Annotated in this window: 19 protein-coding genes; 3 read left to right on the top strand and 16 right to left on the bottom strand. The window is 62.2% G+C overall.

What is annotated here, in order from left to right; translation table 11 throughout:
• Nucleotides 1–43: 43 nt before the first annotated feature.
• From AC0J5Z_RS11145 to AC0J5Z_RS11135, 3 genes are read right to left on the bottom strand one after another with little or no spacing between them, the layout of a single operon-like run.
• Nucleotides 44–730: a hypothetical protein gene (locus tag AC0J5Z_RS11145; protein WP_475039369.1), complete on the bottom strand. Its 687-nt coding sequence runs from the start codon at nt 728–730 to the stop codon at nt 44–46.
• The gene (locus AC0J5Z_RS11140; RefSeq protein ID WP_475039367.1) at nt 727–1,662 is read right to left on the bottom strand and encodes an ABC transporter ATP-binding protein; all 936 of its coding nucleotides are present in this window, start codon (nt 1,660–1,662) and stop codon (nt 727–729) included. Before AC0J5Z_RS11140 ends, AC0J5Z_RS11145 begins: the two co-directional genes overlap by 4 nt.
• Nucleotides 1,659–2,060: a GntR family transcriptional regulator gene (locus AC0J5Z_RS11135; protein ID WP_237715837.1), complete on the bottom strand. Its 402-nt coding sequence runs from the start codon at nt 2,058–2,060 to the stop codon at nt 1,659–1,661. Before AC0J5Z_RS11135 ends, AC0J5Z_RS11140 begins: the two co-directional genes overlap by 4 nt.
• Nucleotides 2,061–2,189: 129 nt before the next feature.
• On the opposite strand from AC0J5Z_RS11135, the gene AC0J5Z_RS11130 reads away from it, so the two are divergent.
• Nucleotides 2,190–2,951 (top strand): DedA family protein, encoded by a 762-nt coding sequence (locus tag AC0J5Z_RS11130; RefSeq protein ID WP_178997619.1) that lies wholly within the window; start codon nt 2,190–2,192, stop codon nt 2,949–2,951.
• Nucleotides 2,952–3,034: 83 nt separating this feature from the next.
• Here the strand turns inward: AC0J5Z_RS11130 and rdgB are convergent, their stop codons facing one another.
• The 6 genes from rdgB to clpS form a co-directional block, all read right to left on the bottom strand.
• Nucleotides 3,035–3,697 (bottom strand): RdgB/HAM1 family non-canonical purine NTP pyrophosphatase, encoded by a 663-nt coding sequence (gene rdgB, locus AC0J5Z_RS11125; RefSeq protein ID WP_475039364.1) that lies wholly within the window; start codon nt 3,695–3,697, stop codon nt 3,035–3,037.
• A complete protein-coding gene (rph, locus tag AC0J5Z_RS11120; RefSeq protein ID WP_011775233.1) occupies nt 3,694–4,452 on the bottom strand; it encodes a ribonuclease PH in 759 nt (252 codons plus the stop codon). The genes rdgB and rph overlap by 4 nt, the downstream gene beginning before the upstream one ends.
• Before the next feature lie 47 nt (nt 4,453–4,499).
• The gene (locus AC0J5Z_RS11115; RefSeq protein WP_475039360.1) at nt 4,500–5,297 is read right to left on the bottom strand and encodes an MBL fold metallo-hydrolase; all 798 of its coding nucleotides are present in this window, start codon (nt 5,295–5,297) and stop codon (nt 4,500–4,502) included.
• Nucleotides 5,294–6,364, bottom strand: a complete 1,071-nt coding sequence (gene murI / locus AC0J5Z_RS11110) for a glutamate racemase (protein ID WP_475039358.1) — start codon at nt 6,362–6,364, stop codon at nt 5,294–5,296. Before murI ends, AC0J5Z_RS11115 begins: the two co-directional genes overlap by 4 nt.
• Before the next feature lie 64 nt (nt 6,365–6,428).
• Nucleotides 6,429–6,995, bottom strand: a complete 567-nt coding sequence (locus tag AC0J5Z_RS11105; RefSeq protein ID WP_475039356.1) for a DUF2017 domain-containing protein — start codon at nt 6,993–6,995, stop codon at nt 6,429–6,431.
• On the bottom strand, nt 6,988–7,350 hold the full coding sequence (gene clpS / locus AC0J5Z_RS11100; RefSeq protein ID WP_475039354.1) for an ATP-dependent Clp protease adapter ClpS: 363 nt from the start codon (nt 7,348–7,350) through the stop codon (nt 6,988–6,990). The genes AC0J5Z_RS11105 and clpS overlap by 8 nt, the downstream gene beginning before the upstream one ends.
• A 37-nt stretch (nt 7,351–7,387) precedes the next feature.
• Here clpS and AC0J5Z_RS11095 point away from each other — a divergent pair, with 37 nt between their 5' ends.
• The gene (locus tag AC0J5Z_RS11095; protein WP_475039350.1) at nt 7,388–8,716 is read left to right on the top strand and encodes a nicotinate phosphoribosyltransferase; all 1,329 of its coding nucleotides are present in this window, start codon (nt 7,388–7,390) and stop codon (nt 8,714–8,716) included.
• Nucleotides 8,716–9,342, top strand: a complete 627-nt coding sequence (locus tag AC0J5Z_RS11090) for an isochorismatase family protein (protein WP_475039348.1) — start codon at nt 8,716–8,718, stop codon at nt 9,340–9,342. The genes AC0J5Z_RS11095 and AC0J5Z_RS11090 overlap by 1 nt, the downstream gene beginning before the upstream one ends.
• A 98-nt stretch (nt 9,343–9,440) precedes the next feature.
• Here AC0J5Z_RS11090 and AC0J5Z_RS11085 read toward each other — a convergent pair whose 3' ends face one another.
• The 7 genes from AC0J5Z_RS11085 to AC0J5Z_RS11055 all read right to left on the bottom strand — a co-directional run bounded on the left by AC0J5Z_RS11085 (nt 9,441) and on the right by AC0J5Z_RS11055 (nt 17,155).
• On the bottom strand, nt 9,441–11,216 hold the full coding sequence (locus AC0J5Z_RS11085; RefSeq protein ID WP_475039346.1) for a DEAD/DEAH box helicase: 1,776 nt from the start codon (nt 11,214–11,216) through the stop codon (nt 9,441–9,443).
• Between the two features lie 112 nt (nt 11,217–11,328).
• Nucleotides 11,329–11,667: a DUF3039 domain-containing protein gene (locus tag AC0J5Z_RS11080; RefSeq protein ID WP_089595519.1), complete on the bottom strand. Its 339-nt coding sequence runs from the start codon at nt 11,665–11,667 to the stop codon at nt 11,329–11,331.
• A gap of 8 nt (nt 11,668–11,675) precedes the next feature.
• Nucleotides 11,676–12,458 (bottom strand): glucosamine-6-phosphate deaminase, encoded by a 783-nt coding sequence (nagB, locus tag AC0J5Z_RS11075; RefSeq protein WP_475039344.1) that lies wholly within the window; start codon nt 12,456–12,458, stop codon nt 11,676–11,678.
• 87 nt (nt 12,459–12,545) lie between these two features.
• Nucleotides 12,546–14,117, bottom strand: a complete 1,572-nt coding sequence (locus AC0J5Z_RS11070) for a transporter (RefSeq protein WP_475039342.1) — start codon at nt 14,115–14,117, stop codon at nt 12,546–12,548.
• Complete coding sequence (locus tag AC0J5Z_RS11065) at nt 14,099–15,016, bottom strand: ABC transporter ATP-binding protein (RefSeq protein WP_475039340.1); 918 nt, start codon at nt 15,014–15,016, stop codon at nt 14,099–14,101. Before AC0J5Z_RS11065 ends, AC0J5Z_RS11070 begins: the two co-directional genes overlap by 19 nt.
• A 40-nt stretch (nt 15,017–15,056) precedes the next feature.
• Complete coding sequence (locus AC0J5Z_RS11060; RefSeq protein WP_475039338.1) at nt 15,057–16,157, bottom strand: NADH:flavin oxidoreductase/NADH oxidase; 1,101 nt, start codon at nt 16,155–16,157, stop codon at nt 15,057–15,059.
• Nucleotides 16,157–17,155 (bottom strand): co-chaperone YbbN, encoded by a 999-nt coding sequence (locus AC0J5Z_RS11055; RefSeq protein WP_475039336.1) that lies wholly within the window; start codon nt 17,153–17,155, stop codon nt 16,157–16,159. The genes AC0J5Z_RS11060 and AC0J5Z_RS11055 overlap by 1 nt, the downstream gene beginning before the upstream one ends.
• Nucleotides 17,156–17,186: the final 31 nt, after the last annotated feature.

Genomic DNA, 17,186 nt, shown 5'->3' with positions numbered 1-17,186 from the left:
GGCCCTTCCGGCCTGCATTGTGGTCAACGCTACATTTCGGCGCCTACGGGGTTGCCCTGCGAAGGGTTGTGTAGGAACCGGCTGCGAGTACGACGCACAGTAGCGCAGCCCACCCGCTGATGCTGAGCGGCGTCTGCTGGACGAACCAGCTTCCAACATGCCCCCATCCTTGGAGCAACGTTGTGAGGGCGGCAATGCCGATCAAGGCTACTGCCGTTCCCAAGGTTGAGACCAGGGTTCCAGTGGTGCCCCAGCGCTTGAAGATGGTGGCGAACCAGAACCCAACGATGAACATGAACATCATCACTACGAAGAAGAACGCGGCTGTGGAGTACCAGGGACCATCCGTGACCCACGGGATATTGAAGAAGTAGCCGTAGACACCCCAGCCGTTGGTTGCCCGTTCGATGACGCCACCCAGCATGTAAAGCCCGGTCATCCCGACCGCGATCAGCGAGAAGAGGCCCAGGGTTCCCAGGTAGAACGCACGTCGGCTGATGCTCAGGCCTTGGGAGAAAGGGAACACAAGGGTCATGCTTTGGATCCCAAGGACCAGGAAGTACCACAGGGGCGCCTGGCTGCCGCCACCATTTTTGCCCTCGGTGACGGGAATGAGAGCGAAGATAGCGAGCGACATCAGGAAGGATGCCGCCAGGATGGTCAACGGCCATCCGATGTACGTCCACTTGTTGATCAGCTGCATCCGGGCAACTGCCAGCGTCCTGCTCATCGCTTTGCCTCCATCGTGTCATCGGCGAAGTCTCCGGTATTTGATGAGAGGCCGGCTTCGGTACCGGCCATGGTCTTCCGCACCACCAGCTGCTGCAAGGAAACCGGCGATAGTTCAAGGCCCAATTCTTGGGCTTCGGTGCGTTCGCGGCCGCTTAGAACCTCGTCCACCGTGACGGAGGCCAAGGAGCCCAACGTTTCGCGGTGCAGGATCCTGCGGCCGGCCAGGAAGGCGTCCACCTTTTCTGCGGAACCTGAAACAGTGACAGCCGAACCCCGGATCTCGTCGGCATCGGCGTCCATGATGATCCGCCCCCGGTCGATCACGATGACGTGTTCAAGGAGGTTCGCTACCTCGTCGATCAAGTGTGAGGAAAGGATGATGGTGCGGGGGTGTTCGGCGTAGTCCTCCACCAGGCGGTCGTAGAACAGTTGCCGTGCGACGGCGTCGAGCCCCAGGTAGGGCTCATCGAAGAACGTCAGTTCTGCGCGCGAGGCGAGGCCAATGATGACGCCGACGGCGGATAGCTGACCACGTGAGAGCTTCTTGATCCGGCGCTTGACGGGAAGCTGGAAGTCTTCGGCGAGGCGGTCAGCGAAGCCTTGGTCCCAGTTCTTGTAGAAGAGCGCCGCGGAGCGGAAGGCGTGCTGCGGCTGGAAGTCGTCCGGGTATTTCTGCGATTCACGGATGAAGCAGATCCGGGACAATACGGCATCGTTCTCGTAGGTGCTGGCGCCAAAAACCAGGGCTTCGCCGGAAGTGGCGAAGGCTTGGGCGGTGAGGATTGACATCAGCGTGGTCTTGCCCGCACCGTTGCGTCCCAGCAGGCCGTAAATGCGGTTCGCCGAGAGGCTGAGGTTAACGTTGTCCAGAGCGTTGAGGTCTTTGTAATGCTTGATCAGGTTACGGGCCTCGACGATGGTGTCGTTCACAGGGCCGCGCTCCTTTCCTTGTCTGTCCCGGTTTCCGGTGCAAGCCCGGAGCTGCGTTCAATCATCGTGTTCAGCTGCTCTGTTGAGATGCCCAGCTTTCGGGCCTCCATTGCGAGCGGCTTGACGTACTGCTCGAAGAATTCCTCGGTGCGGCGTGCTACCAACTGGGCGCGCGCTCCTGTGGCGACGAACATCCCTATCCCCCTGCGTTTATAGAGAATTCCTGAATCCACCAGCAGATTGACGCCCTTGGCGGCAGTCGCCGGGTTGATGCGGTGGAAAGCGGCGAACTCATTGGTGGAAGGAACCTGCGACTCTTCAGCCATGGTGCCGTCCACGATTCCGTTTTCGATGAGTTCGGCGATCTGCATGAAGATCGGCTTGCTGTCATCAATCATGAGCACCACCGCCTTACTGGTTCATTACTCATGTAACTAACCATACAACCAGCAAACCAGCAGTCAAGGGATACCGGGAAAAATTCGACGACGGCCGTCAAGTAGGCTTGATGGGTGATCTTTTCTGCGATAAGCGACCTTGCCGTATCCACATTCGGGGGCGCGGGACCGGTTTCGCCGCCTATGGCTTCGTTCCTGCCGGACTGGCTGAACCCCGATGTCTTCCTCCGCGATTCACCTTTGGGGCCCTGGGTGGTTCTGCTGGTCTGTGCCATTGTGTTCGCAGAAACAGGCCTCTTGGTGGGGTTCTTCCTGCCCGGTGACTCCATGCTGTTTACGGCGGGACTCCTGGTTTCCACCGGCGCCATCGAGTTCAATCTCTGGGCCATGTGCGCCATGATCATCGTGGCTGCCATCATCGGCAACCAAACCGGCTACCTCATCGGGTCCAAGGCCGGCCCGGCAATCTTCAACAAGCCGGATTCACGGCTGTTCAAGAAGGAAAACGTGGAGAGCGCCCACGCGTTCTTCGAAAAGCACGGCGGCAAGGCCTTGATCCTGGCGCGGTTCGTTCCCATCATCCGCACTTTCGTACCGGTGATCGTGGGTGTTGCACAGATGGACAAGCGCAAGTTCTTCCTCTTCAACGTCATCGGCGCAGTCCTCTGGGGCGGCGGCGTTACCTTGCTCGGTGCATGGCTTGGCCAGTTCGAGTGGGTTGGCAACAACATCGACATCATCTTCATCGTCATCGTCCTGATCTCCGTCATCCCGATCTTCATTGAGATCGGCCGTGGATTCATGGCAAAGCGCAGGGCCGCCGCCGAAGGCACAGACCCCGTGGAGGAGTTCATCGAGGAACACGAGGGCGGCAAGCACAGCGAGCACTAGGCTCCCGCGACCCTCAGGGTACAAAAAGGCAAGTACAAAAGGCACCCCGCATGGCGGGGTGCCTTTTTGCATAGTGGAAGAAGCTACGTGGCGTTGGCCTCGGACAACGAAGACACAATCGCGGGAAGCAAAGCACGGAACGCCTGTCCGCGGTGGCTTATGGCGTTCTTCTCTTCTGAACCAAGTTCCGCACAGCTGCGGTCCATGCCGGCGGGTTGCAGCACGGGGTCGTAGCCGAAGCCACCCTCGCCGCGGGGTGCTCGTAGCAGCGTCCCTTCCAGCTGGCCGTACTCCACGGTCTCGTAGGCAATGCCGTCCGGACCGGGGACTGCCAGCGCAGCCGCACAAACGAACGCAGCTCCGCGGAAAGGGTCCGGAACATCCGAGAGCTGCGCCAACAGCAGGTTCAGGTTGGCCACGTCATCACCGTGTGTACCGGACCAACGCGCCGAGAATATACCCGGAGCCCCGCCCAGAACGTCAACAGCCAATCCCGAGTCATCGGCGATAGCCACCAGTCCAGTCGCCTCCGCTACAGCCCTGGCCTTGAGGAGGGAGTTCTCAGCAAAGGTGACGCCGGTTTCGGCAACATCCGGGGCACCTGCCGCAGCAGCGTCCACCACCTGGGTGTCGACGTCGAGCCCAGGGACCTGGCCCCGGAGCAATTCGCGGAGTTCCTTCAGCTTGCCCTTGTTGTGTGTTGCCAGGACGAGGCGTGGAGCCCCGGAGGTCGGTGCGCCGCTCACGGAGCTTCCGCCAGCGTCTCGCGCTGGATGGCGGACAGCTGGGTGGTGCCAAGCAGCGCGAGGTCAAGCAGTGCGTTGAGCTCGTCGCGATCGAAGGGAGCGCCTTCAGCTGTGCCCTGGACTTCAACGAACTTGCCCGAACCAGTCACTACAACGTTCATATCCGTTTCCGCCCGGACGTCTTCCACGTAGGGGAGGTCAAGCATCGGGACGCCATCGATGATGCCCACGGAGACTGCCGCAATGGTGTCCACCAGGGGCTCTGCGTTGCGGGCAATGAGCTTGTTCTCACGGGCAAAACGGATGGCTTCAGCCAGCGCCACGTAGGCGCCCGTGATCGCGGCGGTGCGCGTGCCGCCGTCGGCCTGGAGGACATCACAGTCCAGGACGATCGTATTCTCACCCAGAGCCTTCGTGTCGATGATGGAGCGGAGGGAGCGGCCGATAAGGCGCGAGATTTCATGCGTGCGTCCGCCGATCTTGCCCTTAACGGACTCGCGGTCGGATCGGGTGTTCGTGGCACGGGGAAGCATGGCGTACTCGGCCGTTACCCAGCCCCGGCCTTCGCCCTTGAGCCAGCGGGGCACACCCTCGGTCAGTGAAGCCGTGCACAGAACCCGGGTATTGCCGAACTCGATCAGAGCCGAACCCTCGGCCTGCTTTGACCAGCCGCGGGTGATGCTGATGGGTCGCAGTTGGTCGGGGGTCCGGCCATCGGCGCGGATGACGGGAGTGGCTGTTGCTTCAGAAGTCATGGTTCAAGCTTAGCCAAGCCAGCAGCACTGCCCGACGCCGGGTAGGGCTAGATCGTGTAGTGGACTCCGGCAACAGCTACAGCGACATCTCCGGCGAAGACCGGCTTGGCCTCGGACAACACCTTGGTCTGCGAGGTCCACACCGGAATATGCGTCAGGAGAAGGCGCTTTGCCCCGGCATTCGTCGCGGCCTCGCCTGCACGCTTCCCTGTGAGGTGCACGTCCTTGATATCGTCGTCCCGGCCTTCCTCGAAGGCTGCCTCGCACAAGAACAGATCTGACTCCCTGGCCGCGTCTTCCAGCCCCTGGCATGAGTCGGTGTCCCCTGAGTACGTCAGGATCCTGGTAACTGGAACGCCGTCCTTGCCCGGCTCCGTGGCAGTCACGCGCAGCGCGTACGCTTCTTCCACCGGGTGGTTGACAGCGTACGGGGTCACTGTGAACGGGCCCACAGCGACCGGCTTGAGCTCGGTCCAGTCGGTGAAATCGAACTCCTCATGCATGCCCGGATCCAGGTCCAATCCGTAGGCGGTGGCCATCCTGTCCGCGGTAGCCGCGGGACCCCAGACCGGAAGTCGCTCCCGACCCCACCCACCCGGCTTCCAACGGACCGCGACGTGGAGGCCACAGAGATCCATGCAGTGGTCCGGGTGCAGGTGCGTGAGGAAAATGGCGTCGATATCTTCCAGGTCCGTGTAGCGCTGGATGGCACCCAAGGCTCCGCTGCCCAGGTCCATCACGATCTTCCACTCGCGCTCACCGTCGTGCGCTGTCACCAAGTAGCACGACGCCGGCGAACCAGGACCGGGGAAAGAGCCCGTACAACCCACAATGGTCAGCTTCACAGGTCACGCCCCATGGTTGCGCCGCTGCCGTTGTTGAAGGTGTCCCCGGGCTGCACAAAGTACGAGCGGCGGGACAACCCGGTTCCCGAACGTGCGGCTTCCAGCATCTCGGGGGTGATGCGGGCCAGACTGCCTGTGGGGTACTGGGCCGCGACGTGGTCCACATGCTTCACCGAGAGGACTTCCGGGCCCAGGAAGCGCCGAGCGAGGGTCTCGAACTGGGTGGCATCGCCAGTGGCAATGAATTCATGGCTCGGCGCTTGGGCCTCCGTACGCTGGATGCCGTGGTTGGCCAAGGCCCGGTAGACGTCCTTGGCAGTCTCTTCAGCACTGGAAACAAGCGTGACGTCCTCCCCCATGACGAAAGAAATAACGCCGGTCAGCAGCGGGTAGTGGGTACAGCCCAGGACCACTGTGTCTACTCCGGCGTCCTTGAGGGGCTCCAGGTATTCATTGGCGGCGGCCAGGAGGTCGGGGCCGGTGGTGATTCCGGCCTCCACGAAGTTCACGAACGCCGGACAGGCCACGGATGTGATGGAGAGGTCCGGAGCGGCAGCAAACGTATCCTCGTAGGCTCTCGACCCCACAGTGGCGGAGGTTCCAATGACCCCGATCTTGCCGGAACGAGTAGCAGAGACTGCACGCCGGACCGCCGGTTGGATAACCTCGATGACCGGGATGCCATAGCGGGCGGTATAGCGTTCCCGCGCATCGCGGAGCACCGCGGCAGATGCCGAATTGCAGGCAATGGTCAACAGCTTCACGCCTGAATCCACCAATTCATCCATGACGCCCAACGCATTGGCACGGACTTCGGCTATTGGCAGCGGACCATAGGGGCCGTTTGCGGTGTCGCCGACGTAGAGGATTGATTCATTGGGGAGCTGGTCGATGATGGAACGCGCCACCGTCAACCCACCCACGCCCGAATCAAAGATGCCGATGGGACGCGTCCCTATGAGTTCCCCGTTGCTGAGAGGGGCGCCACTGCCGAACGCGACGCCTGGTGAACCCGATGCTGAAGTCATAATTATTCGAGAATAAGGCTTCCCGAGGTGTGCGGCCATTACCTGTGCTCTCCGCCTCGTGTCTGATTTGTCACAAGGTAAGAGCAGCAACCCGCTGTCCGGATCAGGATTTCGCCTGCCGTGCGGCCATCATCGCCTGCACCAACGACTCCTGGAGCCACGTGGTGAAGTTGTATACCAGGGCCAGGTAGCTCTCAACGTCCTCCGCCTGGCTCCAGTCCTGCATGCTGTGGATGTGCTCCGCGTCCGCTTCGTCCTGAATGTCCAAGCGTTCGGCCAAGACGAGCCGGACGTCATTGAGCGCCATCGACCAGCGGGTGGCGTCCTCCGCGGTCAGAACGAGTTCGCTCTTGTCCAGCCCCAAAGCTGCAGCTTTCAAGGCACCAATTTTGTTTTCCCGAACAGAGCGTTCGGTGAGCTGCCGGAACTCCAGCGAGCCGCCGTCGTCGTCCTTCATAACGTTCGGCAAAAGCCGGAGCAGCGCGCGGTCGCTCGGCTGCTTGACATCCATGTCCAAACCGATGAGCGCCGCCAACGGGTCTTCGTTCTCCCGGACGTCGGATTCCAGCATCGAAATGACATCGTCCAATAATCCGCGCAGGAGGTCGCGCTCGGCGGGTTCGAGGTATCCAATGATGCCCTTGAGACCGTACTTGAATGCCTTAGCCACGCTGGCGGCCGCCCTTTCCAGGTGTTTCGGTGCCGCTGGCAGCCTTCTCCACCGTGGCCCACAAACCAAATCCGTGCATGGCCACTGCGTGCTGCTCCACTTGTTCCTTGCTGCCGTGGGCAACAATGGACCGGCCCTTCTTGTGGACCTCCATCATGAGCTTGTGGGCTTTGGACTCCGAGTAGCCGAAGTAACTCTGGAACACATAGCTGACGTAGCTCATCAGATTCACGGGATCATTCCAGATCACAAGGTTCCACGGGATATCAGGGGCTGTCAGGACATCGGTGGACGACTGCTCTGCAGCTTTCGTCCGCTCATCGATGTCCGTGCCATACGCAACGCTAGGGCTCATCTGTCCATTCTATGGCGGCTCGCACTAGAGTGAATTCGTGAGTAGAGCCTCGTCGTGGGACCACCCCGCAACTTCCTTGTACACAGACCACTACGAACTGACCATGCTTCAGGCAGCCTTGCACTCGGGCGCCGCGCATCGCCGTTCGGTGTTCGAAGCCTTCGCCCGGCGACTGCCGGACGGCCGCCGCTATGGTGTGGTGGGCGGCACAGGACGCCTGTTGGAGGGCATTGAAGATTTCAGGTTTGGCGACGCCGAGCTCGCGTTCCTTCAACAAAACAAGGTGGTTAACCAGGAAACCCTGGACTACCTCGCCGACTACAAATTCAGCGGAGACATCTGGGGCTATGCCGAAGGTGACGCTTACTTTCCCAACTCCCCCATCCTCATTGTCGAATCCACGTTCGCCGAGGCCTGCATTTTGGAAACCTTCATCCTGTCGGTCCTCAACCACGACAGCGCCATTGCTTCCGCGGCCTCAAGGATGACCTCGGCGGCCGGCACCCGCCCCTGCATCGAGATGGGCTCCCGGCGCACCCAGGAAGAATCAGCGACGGCGGCAGCCCGCGCTGCCGTGATTGCCGGCTTCGCCAGCACATCCAATCTGGAGGCCGGCCGGCGCTACGGCATCAAAACCGTCGGCACAGCCGCGCACTCCTTTACGCTCCTTCACGACACCGAGCGGGAGGCCTTCGAAGCACAGATCGCCGCGTTCGGTCCTGGCACATCGCTGTTGGTGGATACCTACGACGTCGAGACAGCGGTGCGTACCGCCGTCGAGCTGGCCGGTGACAAACTGGGAGCAGTCCGGCTGGACTCCGGCGACCTCATTGCGCAGGCACAGTGGGTTCGGCAACTGCTGGATGACCTCGGAAACGTCAACACCCGCATCGTGGTCACATCCGACCTCGACGAATTCGCCATCGCAGCCCTCCAGTCAGCCCCGGTGGACTCCTACGGCGTTGGTACGTCCCTCGTCACCGGATCCGGGGCTCCGACCGCCAGCATGGTCTACAAACTGGTCAGCCGGACCAACGAGGCCGGCGAGTTCATCTCGGTTGCCAAGGCCGCCAAGAACAAGGCGAGCGTCGGTGGACGCAAATACGCCCTCCGCAAGCTCAACGACCGCGGCCGGGCCACCCAGGAAATCGTGGGCATCGGCCACCGCCCGGAAGATGATGGCAACGACCGCGCCCTGCTTCACCAGTTCGTCAAGAACGGCGAGGTGCTGCCTGGATGGACCGGACCTGAAGGTGTCATTCGCGCCAGGGACCGGCACGCGGCCACTATGGCCGAGCTGCCCGCCGTCGTGAACCGCCTGCAGCGCGGCGAGGCGGCCATTCCCACCATCTACGAGGAGAACTGATGTCCAGGGCCCTGATTATCGTCGATGTACAAAACGACTTCTGCGAAGGTGGAACGCTCGCTGTCAAAGGTGGCGCAGCCGTAGCAGGTGCCATCACCGAGTATGTGGACGCCAACCAGCAACACTTTGACCACATCGTGGCCACCCAGGATTGGCACATCGAGCCCGGCGACCACTTTTCGGATGACCCGGACATGGTTGACTCCTGGCCTCCGCACTGCAGGGCAAGGAGCAAAGGTGCCGAACTCCACGAAGACCTTGATCCCGAGTACATCCAGGCTTACTTCCGGAAAGGACAGTTCACCGCGGCCTACTCGGGCTTCGAAGGCGTCCTGGCTCCTGAAGACGATGTCCCCACCGGCGACCTGAAGGCGGGCACCACCGTAGCCGAGGTCCTCGATGAAGACGCGATCGGGCTCGACGACTGGCTGCAGAGCCACGACGTCGAGGAAGTGGTGGTGGTGGGCCTCGCGACGGACTACTGTGTCAAGGCCACAGCGCTGGATGCGGTCCAGGCGGGGTACAACACCACGGTCATCGCAGAGCTCACAGCCGGAATAGCCGACGACCTCTCCGACGCCTACGACGAAATGGAAACCGCCGGCGTCGAAGTCGAACGCGGCTGACGCTGAATCGGCTGGATACACGGGAGGGCGCCGCAACCGCGGCGCCCTCCCGTGTTTCTGCTGACGTTGGAACAGCTTACTGCCTGCCGGTTACCCAGCTACTTCCTGCCGATGAACCAGTCCTGAAGCTTGCGCAGCCGGGCCTGCAATTGCTCCTCGTTCGCCTGTGCCACAGCCGGACCGCCACACACTTCACGGAGTTTGGTATGAACCACGCCGTGAGGGGTGCCGGTGCGGGCGGACCAGGCGGCCACGTTCTTGGCCAGCTCGTTGCGCAGGTCCATCAGCATGCGGTGGTCAGGTACCGCAGGAGAAGCAGCAGCTGCCAATGGCGACTGGCGCTTCTTGCGCGACTGCTGTTCATGCTGGCGCTGGCGCAACAGCGTGCCAACTTGTTCGGCGTCGAGAAGCCCCGGAATTCCCAGGAAGTCCAGCTCTTCATCCGAACCGATATCCGCACCCGTGCCGAACTCGCCGCCGTCGAAAAGAACACGGTCAAAAGAGGCCTGGGAATCCAAAGCTTCGAACTTGCCCTTGGTGAGCTCGTCCGAGGCCTTGTCCTCGCGGTTGGCCTCCGCCATGAGGTTCTCTTCCGGGCTGAAGAGGCCGTCGTCGTCCTTTTCGGGGCGGTCCAAAGCGTGGTCGCGTTCGGCCTCCATGGTGTTGGCCAGCACCATCAGCGGGGGTACGGACGGTAAGAACACCGACGCCGTCTCGCCCCTTTTGCGGGCACGCACAAAACGGCCTACTGCTTGGGCAAAGAAAAGGGGCGTTGAGGTAGAAGTGGCATAGACGCCCACCGACAGACGTGGAACGTCAACACCTTCGGACACCATCCGAACGGCCACCATCCAGCGTTGGTCCCCGGCGGAGAACTCCTCGATCTTGCTGGATGCCTTGGAATCATCGGAGAGAATAACCGTGGGCGACTGTCCCGTAATCTTCTTCAGTTGACCGGCATAGGCACGGGCGTCGTCATGATCCGTGGCAATCACCAGCCCACCGGCGTCCGGCACGGTTCGTCGAACCTCGCCGAGCCGTTTGTCTGCAGCAGCAAGGACGGCCGGGATCCACTCACCCGTGGGGTTCAAGGCAGTCCGCCAAGCCTGCGAGGTGATGTCCTTGGTTACAGCCACCTCCCCAAGGGACGCCGCCATCTCGTCACCGGCGCTGGTCCGCCAGCGCATCTGGCCTGAGTAGGCCATGAAAAGGACGGGACGCACCACGTGGTCCCGCAGAGCGTTGCCATAGCCGTAGGTGTAATCGGCCTTGGAACGGCGTATGCCGTCGCGGTCCTCGGCGTATTCAACGAAGGGAATCGGCGACGTGTCCGAACGGAACGGAGTACCTGTCAAGGACAGGCGCCGCGCAGCAGGATCAAAGGCCTCACGCAGGCCATCTCCCCATGAGAGCGCCTCGCCACCGTGGTGGATTTCGTCCAGGATCACCAAGGTTCGGGCCGCTTCAGTCTTCGCGCGATGCAGCATGGGTTTGCTTGCTACCTGCGCGTACGTGACCGCAACACCCACGAACCCTCGGCCGTGTTGGCCATCGGAGTTCTTGAAGTTGGGATCAATGGCGACTCCCACTTTCGCTGCGGCATCTGCCCACTGCCGTTTCAAGTGGTCAGTAGGCGCCACGATGGTGATGCGGTTGACCACCCCGCTATCCAGCAGCGTGGTGGCGATGCGCAGCGCGAAAGTCGTCTTACCAGCGCCGGGCGTTGCCACAGCGAGGAAGTCCTTCGGATTCCGGGTCATATAGAGGTCAAGCGCCTCTTGCTGCCATGCGCGGAGCTTGGGGGCTGTGCCCCAGGCGGCGCGCTCCGGGTACGCCGGAGGCAGGGATGGTCCACCAAAAAGTGTTTCTGTCATGCTGACTCCCCCGGCCTGCTGGCAGCGACGACTATCTCCGGCCTTCCGGGCACGTCAAAGCGGACCGTAAGCCGGTGATGATCAGATAGGGCCGGTGTTCTCTTCCCACCCACTACTTGGAGTTGCCCGGGCCGCCGTTTTTCCCACCGTCATTGCCGGGGCGGAGGCCTTCGTAAATCTCCTTGCACTCCGGGCAGACCGGGAACTTCTGGGGATCGCGCCCCGGCGTCCAGACTTTGCCGCACAGGGCAATGACGGGCTCGCCGGTCAGGGCCGACTCCATGATCTTTTCCTTGCGGACGTAATGCGAAAACCGCTCGCGGTCGCCGGGTTCCACTTCCTGGCGCGTTTCTTCGCGCTCAATGGTGGCAGTGGACGTTCCGGCTCCGGAAAGCTCGCGCATGGGGTCGTTTTCGAATGGATCCGGAGGAAGCGTAGTCATGCCAAACATCTTACCGTCTACAGGCCCTGCCACTCCGGCTTGTTGTCATAGGTGTGCCGATAATAATCGGCCAGTTTCAGCGACGACGCGGCCGCCTCATCCACCAAAATCGTGGCGTGCGGGTGCATCTGCAGGATGGACGCCGCGCAAATGGCAGCCACCGGCCCCTCCACGAAGTCCCGAACAGCCTGGGCTTTCTGTGCACCTGTTGCGACCAACACCACATGCCGGGCGTCCATGATGGTTCCGAGGCCCTGGGTGACTACGTGATGGGGAACGTCGTCGATGCTGTCGAAGAAACGAGCGTTGTCCTTCCGGGTCTGCTCGATCAGCGTCTTGATGCGCGTACGGGATGCCAGGGAGGAACCGGGCTCATTAAAGCCAATGTGCCCATCCGTCCCGACGCCCAGGATCTGGAGATCTACTCCGCCCACGGCCTTGATGGCGTCTTCATAGGCTTGGCACGCTGCCTCAAGGTCCTCGGCCGCGCCGTCCGGTCCATGGACGTTTTCAGGCTTGATATTGACCCGGTTGGTGAACTCGCGCCGGATGACCTCGCGGTAAGACTCCGGGTGCCCTGCTTCGAGCCCAACATACTCATCCAAGGCGAAACCATGCGCCTGGCTGAAGTCCAATCCCCCGGCTTCGTACCGGCTGGCCAATTCGTCGTAGATCGGCAGCGGGGAGGACCCCGTAGCCAGACCCAAAACTGCGTTGGGCTTCCGGCGTACCAGCGCTTCGATGGCATCGGCTGCAAGTCCACCGATCTGTTTAGTGCCAGGGAGAATGACAACTTCCATCGTCAAGGCCTTTCTACGATATGATCTGCGAGCTATCTGACAAAGACGTTATTCCATGTCCCACCTATGGGCACGGTTGTTACGCGGCTATCGGTTCACACTGAGTTGGGCGAACATCTCCGGACCTCGGGCGTCCAGCCATTTTCCGCCCCCACGGATGCCAACCACGAACAGGATGACGCCCAGCAAAGGACCAACTGCCAGGTTGATCCAACCGGCCTCGGGTCCGCCGCTGAACGCTTGGACAGCCACCAGTGCAAGCTCCGGAAGAAGCAGGAGCGCCAGGAGGCCCATACCGACGGCCTGAACTGCCAGCGTCTGGGCGACATTTCCCGGGGGCTTCTTGAAAGGGCTGTCCCCCGGCAAAGGAACGGCAATGTTATAACGGGCCGATATCACCGACGAGAGCCCCAGGCCCGTAAAGAGAGTGCCCAGTGACAAGCCCAGAAGGTTGGGGAGCCATTGCCAGTCCCCGGTGACGAAAAGTGGCCCTACGGTGAACACCAGCACCACCGGAAGTGAGATCGCCAAGCAAGCCAAGGCCCGGCCGAGGCGATCGTCGATTCCCCGGACGCCCGCCGCAAGGTGGAGCGCAAAAGCTGTGTTGTCATACGAGACATCGGCGCAGATGGACCACGCCATCATGAAGGCTGTCAACGGCCCCAGGATCATCAGCAGGCCGTAGCTGCCACTTTGTGAACCGCTGAAGAAAAAGAGGACGGGAAACAAGGGAACAATCACCAGGGATGCCGCATACCTTGGATCCTTCATCCAATAGATCAAAGCCCGTGCAGCAACTGCCCCCGCGGGCGTCCCGGGGAGGAGTCCGAACAGTCCAAGTTTTCCGCCCTTCCTGGCCGAGCCTCCGGAGTACGGGGGCGTCACCAAAGCGCGCTGCAGCAGAACATGCCAGCACAGGAGGAGGCCAGCAATGGTTGCCGCTGAGATCAGGAATTTGAGCCCTGCGGCGCCCATGTTGCCGGACTCAAGGTCGCCGCCCAAGGACCAGGCCGCACCAAGCGGCGTCCAGGACACAGTGCGGGCCAACACGGGCAGGTAATCGGCACTGCCGCGAACGCCGTCGACGATTCCCACCATGATCGGCCCCAGCAGCATCAGCGGAATGAAGACGATGATGCTGCTGACGTCCTTGAATCGTCGCGAGGAGGCAAGACCGGCCGTCGCCGTCGTTACCACCTTGGACAACACCACGCACGTCAGCACCCCAAGGAGGGCACCCAACAAAGCGCCGGCCACAGCCGGAACACTCCGCCACCAGGTTCCAACAGTGCCCAAAGCGGCGAGCAAGGTGGCCAGTCCCGGAATACCAATGAACGCTGCCAGTGCCAGCCCAGCCAACAGCTGCCTCGGCGGAATGGCGAACGTGGTGAACCGAGCGGGATCCAAGGTCATGTCCGCAGCGGAAGCGACGAGCGGAACGATGGCCCATCCGAGCACGGTGGCCGCACCGCCCAGCACCACCACCGTGTGGGCAATCTCAGCGTCAGCCCAACGCAGTGCAATGAGTCCGCCGATCAGAAGAGACAGGACGCCCAGGGCATAGAGCAAGCCGAGAGCCATGCCCACCAACTGCCATGGGCTGCGTTTGAATCCGTTAAGTAGCAGGCGCCACTTCAGGCTCAGAAGGTGCGCAACCATTCCAGCCCCTCCGTTCGGTGTCCGCCGCCCACCAATTGCACAAACCGCTCTTCCAAGGTGGAGCCGTTACGGACCTCGTCCACGGATCCTGCCGCCAGCACCCGCCCGCCGGCAACCACGGCGACGTGGCTGCACATGCGCTGGACCAGATCCATGACATGGCTGGAAACGATGACAGTGCCACCGGAGGCCACGTAACTCTCCAAAATGCCCCGGATGTTGGCAGCGGACACAGGGTCCACAGATTCAAAGGGCTCATCCAGGACAAGGAGACGGGGTGCATGAATCAGCGCTGAAGCCAGGGCGATCTTTTTGGTCATACCCGCCGAGTAGTCAACAACCAAGGTGCCGGCGTCTGCCTCGAGATCCAGGGCGGCCAACAATTCAGAAACCCTGGAGCCAACCACGTCGCGGTCCATGCCGCGGAGCAGGCCGGAATAAGTGACCAACTGTTCGCCCGTCAGCCTGTCAAACAGGCGCACGCCATCGGGCAGGACGCCCATGAGCTTCTTGGCCTCCAGGGGGCGCTCCCAGACATCCACGCCATGAACCAGAGCCGTGCCAAAGTCGGGCCGCAGCAGACCGGTAGCCATGGACAGCGTTGTAGTCTTGCCGGCACCGTTGGGGCCAACCATCCCATAGAACGAACCCGCAGGAACCTCCAGGCTCACGCCATCGACGGCGATCTTCTCACCGAATCGCTTGGCCAGGCCGCGAATGGACAGCGCAGCCAGCGGCGCGCTCTCAGGAGAACCTTCGGAAGCTAGCGGCAGGGTGCCAGGCAGTGAGTAGTGGTCCTGTGGCAGTCCGGAGGCGCGTGGCGTTGCTGAAGCTTGTGGCTGCGCGGACGCTTGTGGCTGCGCGGAAGTGGGCGTGGTTTCATGGCGTGGTTCCGTCATGAACCCAGCCTAACCTTGCCAACACGAACCTGCGGAGGTCCTAGAAGCCGTGGCGGGGAATGGCCCGCTGGTACTGCGGAACCCACGGAATGTCGTGGCCTAGTTCGTAGGCAGCCCTGAGCCACCAATGCGGATCCCGCAAGGCGGCACGGGCCATGAAAACGGCATCGGCCCTGCCGTTGCCCACAATATCCTCGGCCTGCGTGGCGCTCGTGAGCAAACCAACCGCACCGGTGAGGACGCCGGCGTCGTTCTTTACCTGCTGGGCGAAACCTGCCTGATAACCCGGCACAGCCCTGATCCGTTGATGTGCTACTGCGCCGCCGCTGGAGACGTCCACCAAATCAACGCCACGTTCGGCAGCGGCGCGGGCCAGGCGCACAGAGGCCTCGACGTCCACACCACCGTCAGCCCAGTCCGACGCGGAGATACGAAGCAGAAGCGGCATCGAGTCGGGAATGACTTCCCTGACCGCATCCACCACGGCGAGCATGAGCCGGTTTCGACCCTCTTCGCTTCCACCCCAGCTGTCCGTTCGGGTGTTGATGAGAGGGCTTTGGAACTGGTGCAGCAGATACCCGTGAGCTCCGTGGATCTCCACGGTATCGAAGCCAACCGCCACGGCGCGGCTGGCGGCGGCGGCAAAGTCAGCCACCACGCCGTGGATGTCCACTTCGCTCATGGCTCCTGGCTCAGCATAGCCATCAAACGGATCGCTGGTTGGCCCAACGGTGACCCATCCGCCGTCGGATTCCGGAACAGAGCCGGAGCGATCGGAAAACGGCCAATACGTTGATGCCTTGCGCCCCGCGTGGGCGAGTTGCGCCCCTATCTTGCAGTCGACGGCGCCGTGCCGGTGGACGAACTCCACCATCCGTTCCCATCCGGCTGCCTGCGCGTCGGAGTACAAACCGGCGTCCAGTGGGCTGATCCTCCCCGCCGCGTTCACCGCCGCTGCCTCGCTCAGGATTAACCCGGCGCCGCCGGCGGCAAAAGAGCCCAAGTGCATCAAGTGCCAGTCGTTCGGGACGCCTTCTCCGGTCTCCGGGTGGCAGCTGTACTGGCACATGGGCGATACCCAACCACGGTGCGGGACCGTGAGGGAGCGCAGCCGAAGCGGTGTGAACAGCGCGGACGGCACTAAAAGAGAACCCTCGCCAGTCCCTGACGGGCCTTTGCCACCCGCTCGTCCTGGGTTCCGACAACCTCGAACAGCTCAAGAAGGCGTACGCGGGCGGTCTCACGCTCGGGCCCGAAATTCCTGCCAATGAACGTGATGATGCGATGGAATGCGTCGTCGATGTGACCGCCGGAGATGTCCAGGTCAGCCACACCCAACTGGGCCTGGACATTGTCCGGTTCTTTGGCGGCGAGGTCGCGGAGGCTCTCAGCCTCGGGGGCAGAGAGCTTGTCCAACCTTGCCATCAGCTCGACCTGGGCCAAACCGGCCTTTGCATCTGTGTCTGCAGGCTGCTCGAGGAGCGCCTGTTTGTAGGCTGCGGCTGCTCCGGCGTAGTCGCCGGCCTCGATCGCGTCAATGGCTGCTTGATGAAGTGGTGGAAGTGGTGCGGACTCCGCGTCCTCACCCGCCGCGGCGTCACCTATGTTTCCGGTGACCCCGTTGGCTGCAGCAACCTTGAGAAGTTCCTCCACCAGGTTTCGGATCTGTTCGTCATCCGCGGGTCCCTGGAAAAGCGGGACGGGCTGTCCCTTAACCACAGCAACTGCTGTGGGAACAGCCTGAACCTGGAAGGCCTGCGCCAGTTGCGGGAAGGTGTCCACATCGGCGGCCGCAAGCACCAGACGACCCCCGTAGCTTTCAACAACGCGTTGGGCGGCATCAAGGACGGCGGGTGACTCGGGCGCATAGCGCGACCAAAGAAGGAAAAGCACGGGGACCTGCGCAGACAATTGCACAAGATCCTGGAAATTTGACTCGGTGGCATCAACTCGGAGTGGTGCCATGCCGGTTTCGCCCCTTGGGGGCGTGCCATCCGCAGGCGATCCGCCCTCCACCGAAGCAGAGGCGGGAGGCGCCGGCGGGGCGGCCGGGCGGCGCAGCGACGACAGGTCAACGGCACCGCGAAGATTGAGCTGGCTGGCAGCGGCTGGAGTGGGTCGGTATCCGGGCGAACTCATACCGTCCACTCTAGCCGCTGCCCTGCCATGG

The organism is Paenarthrobacter sp. TRD_SC_7 (assembly GCF_056156245.1).
Note: the sequence above shows the minus strand (reverse complement) of the source record. Positions and strands in the feature narration are given on the sequence as shown.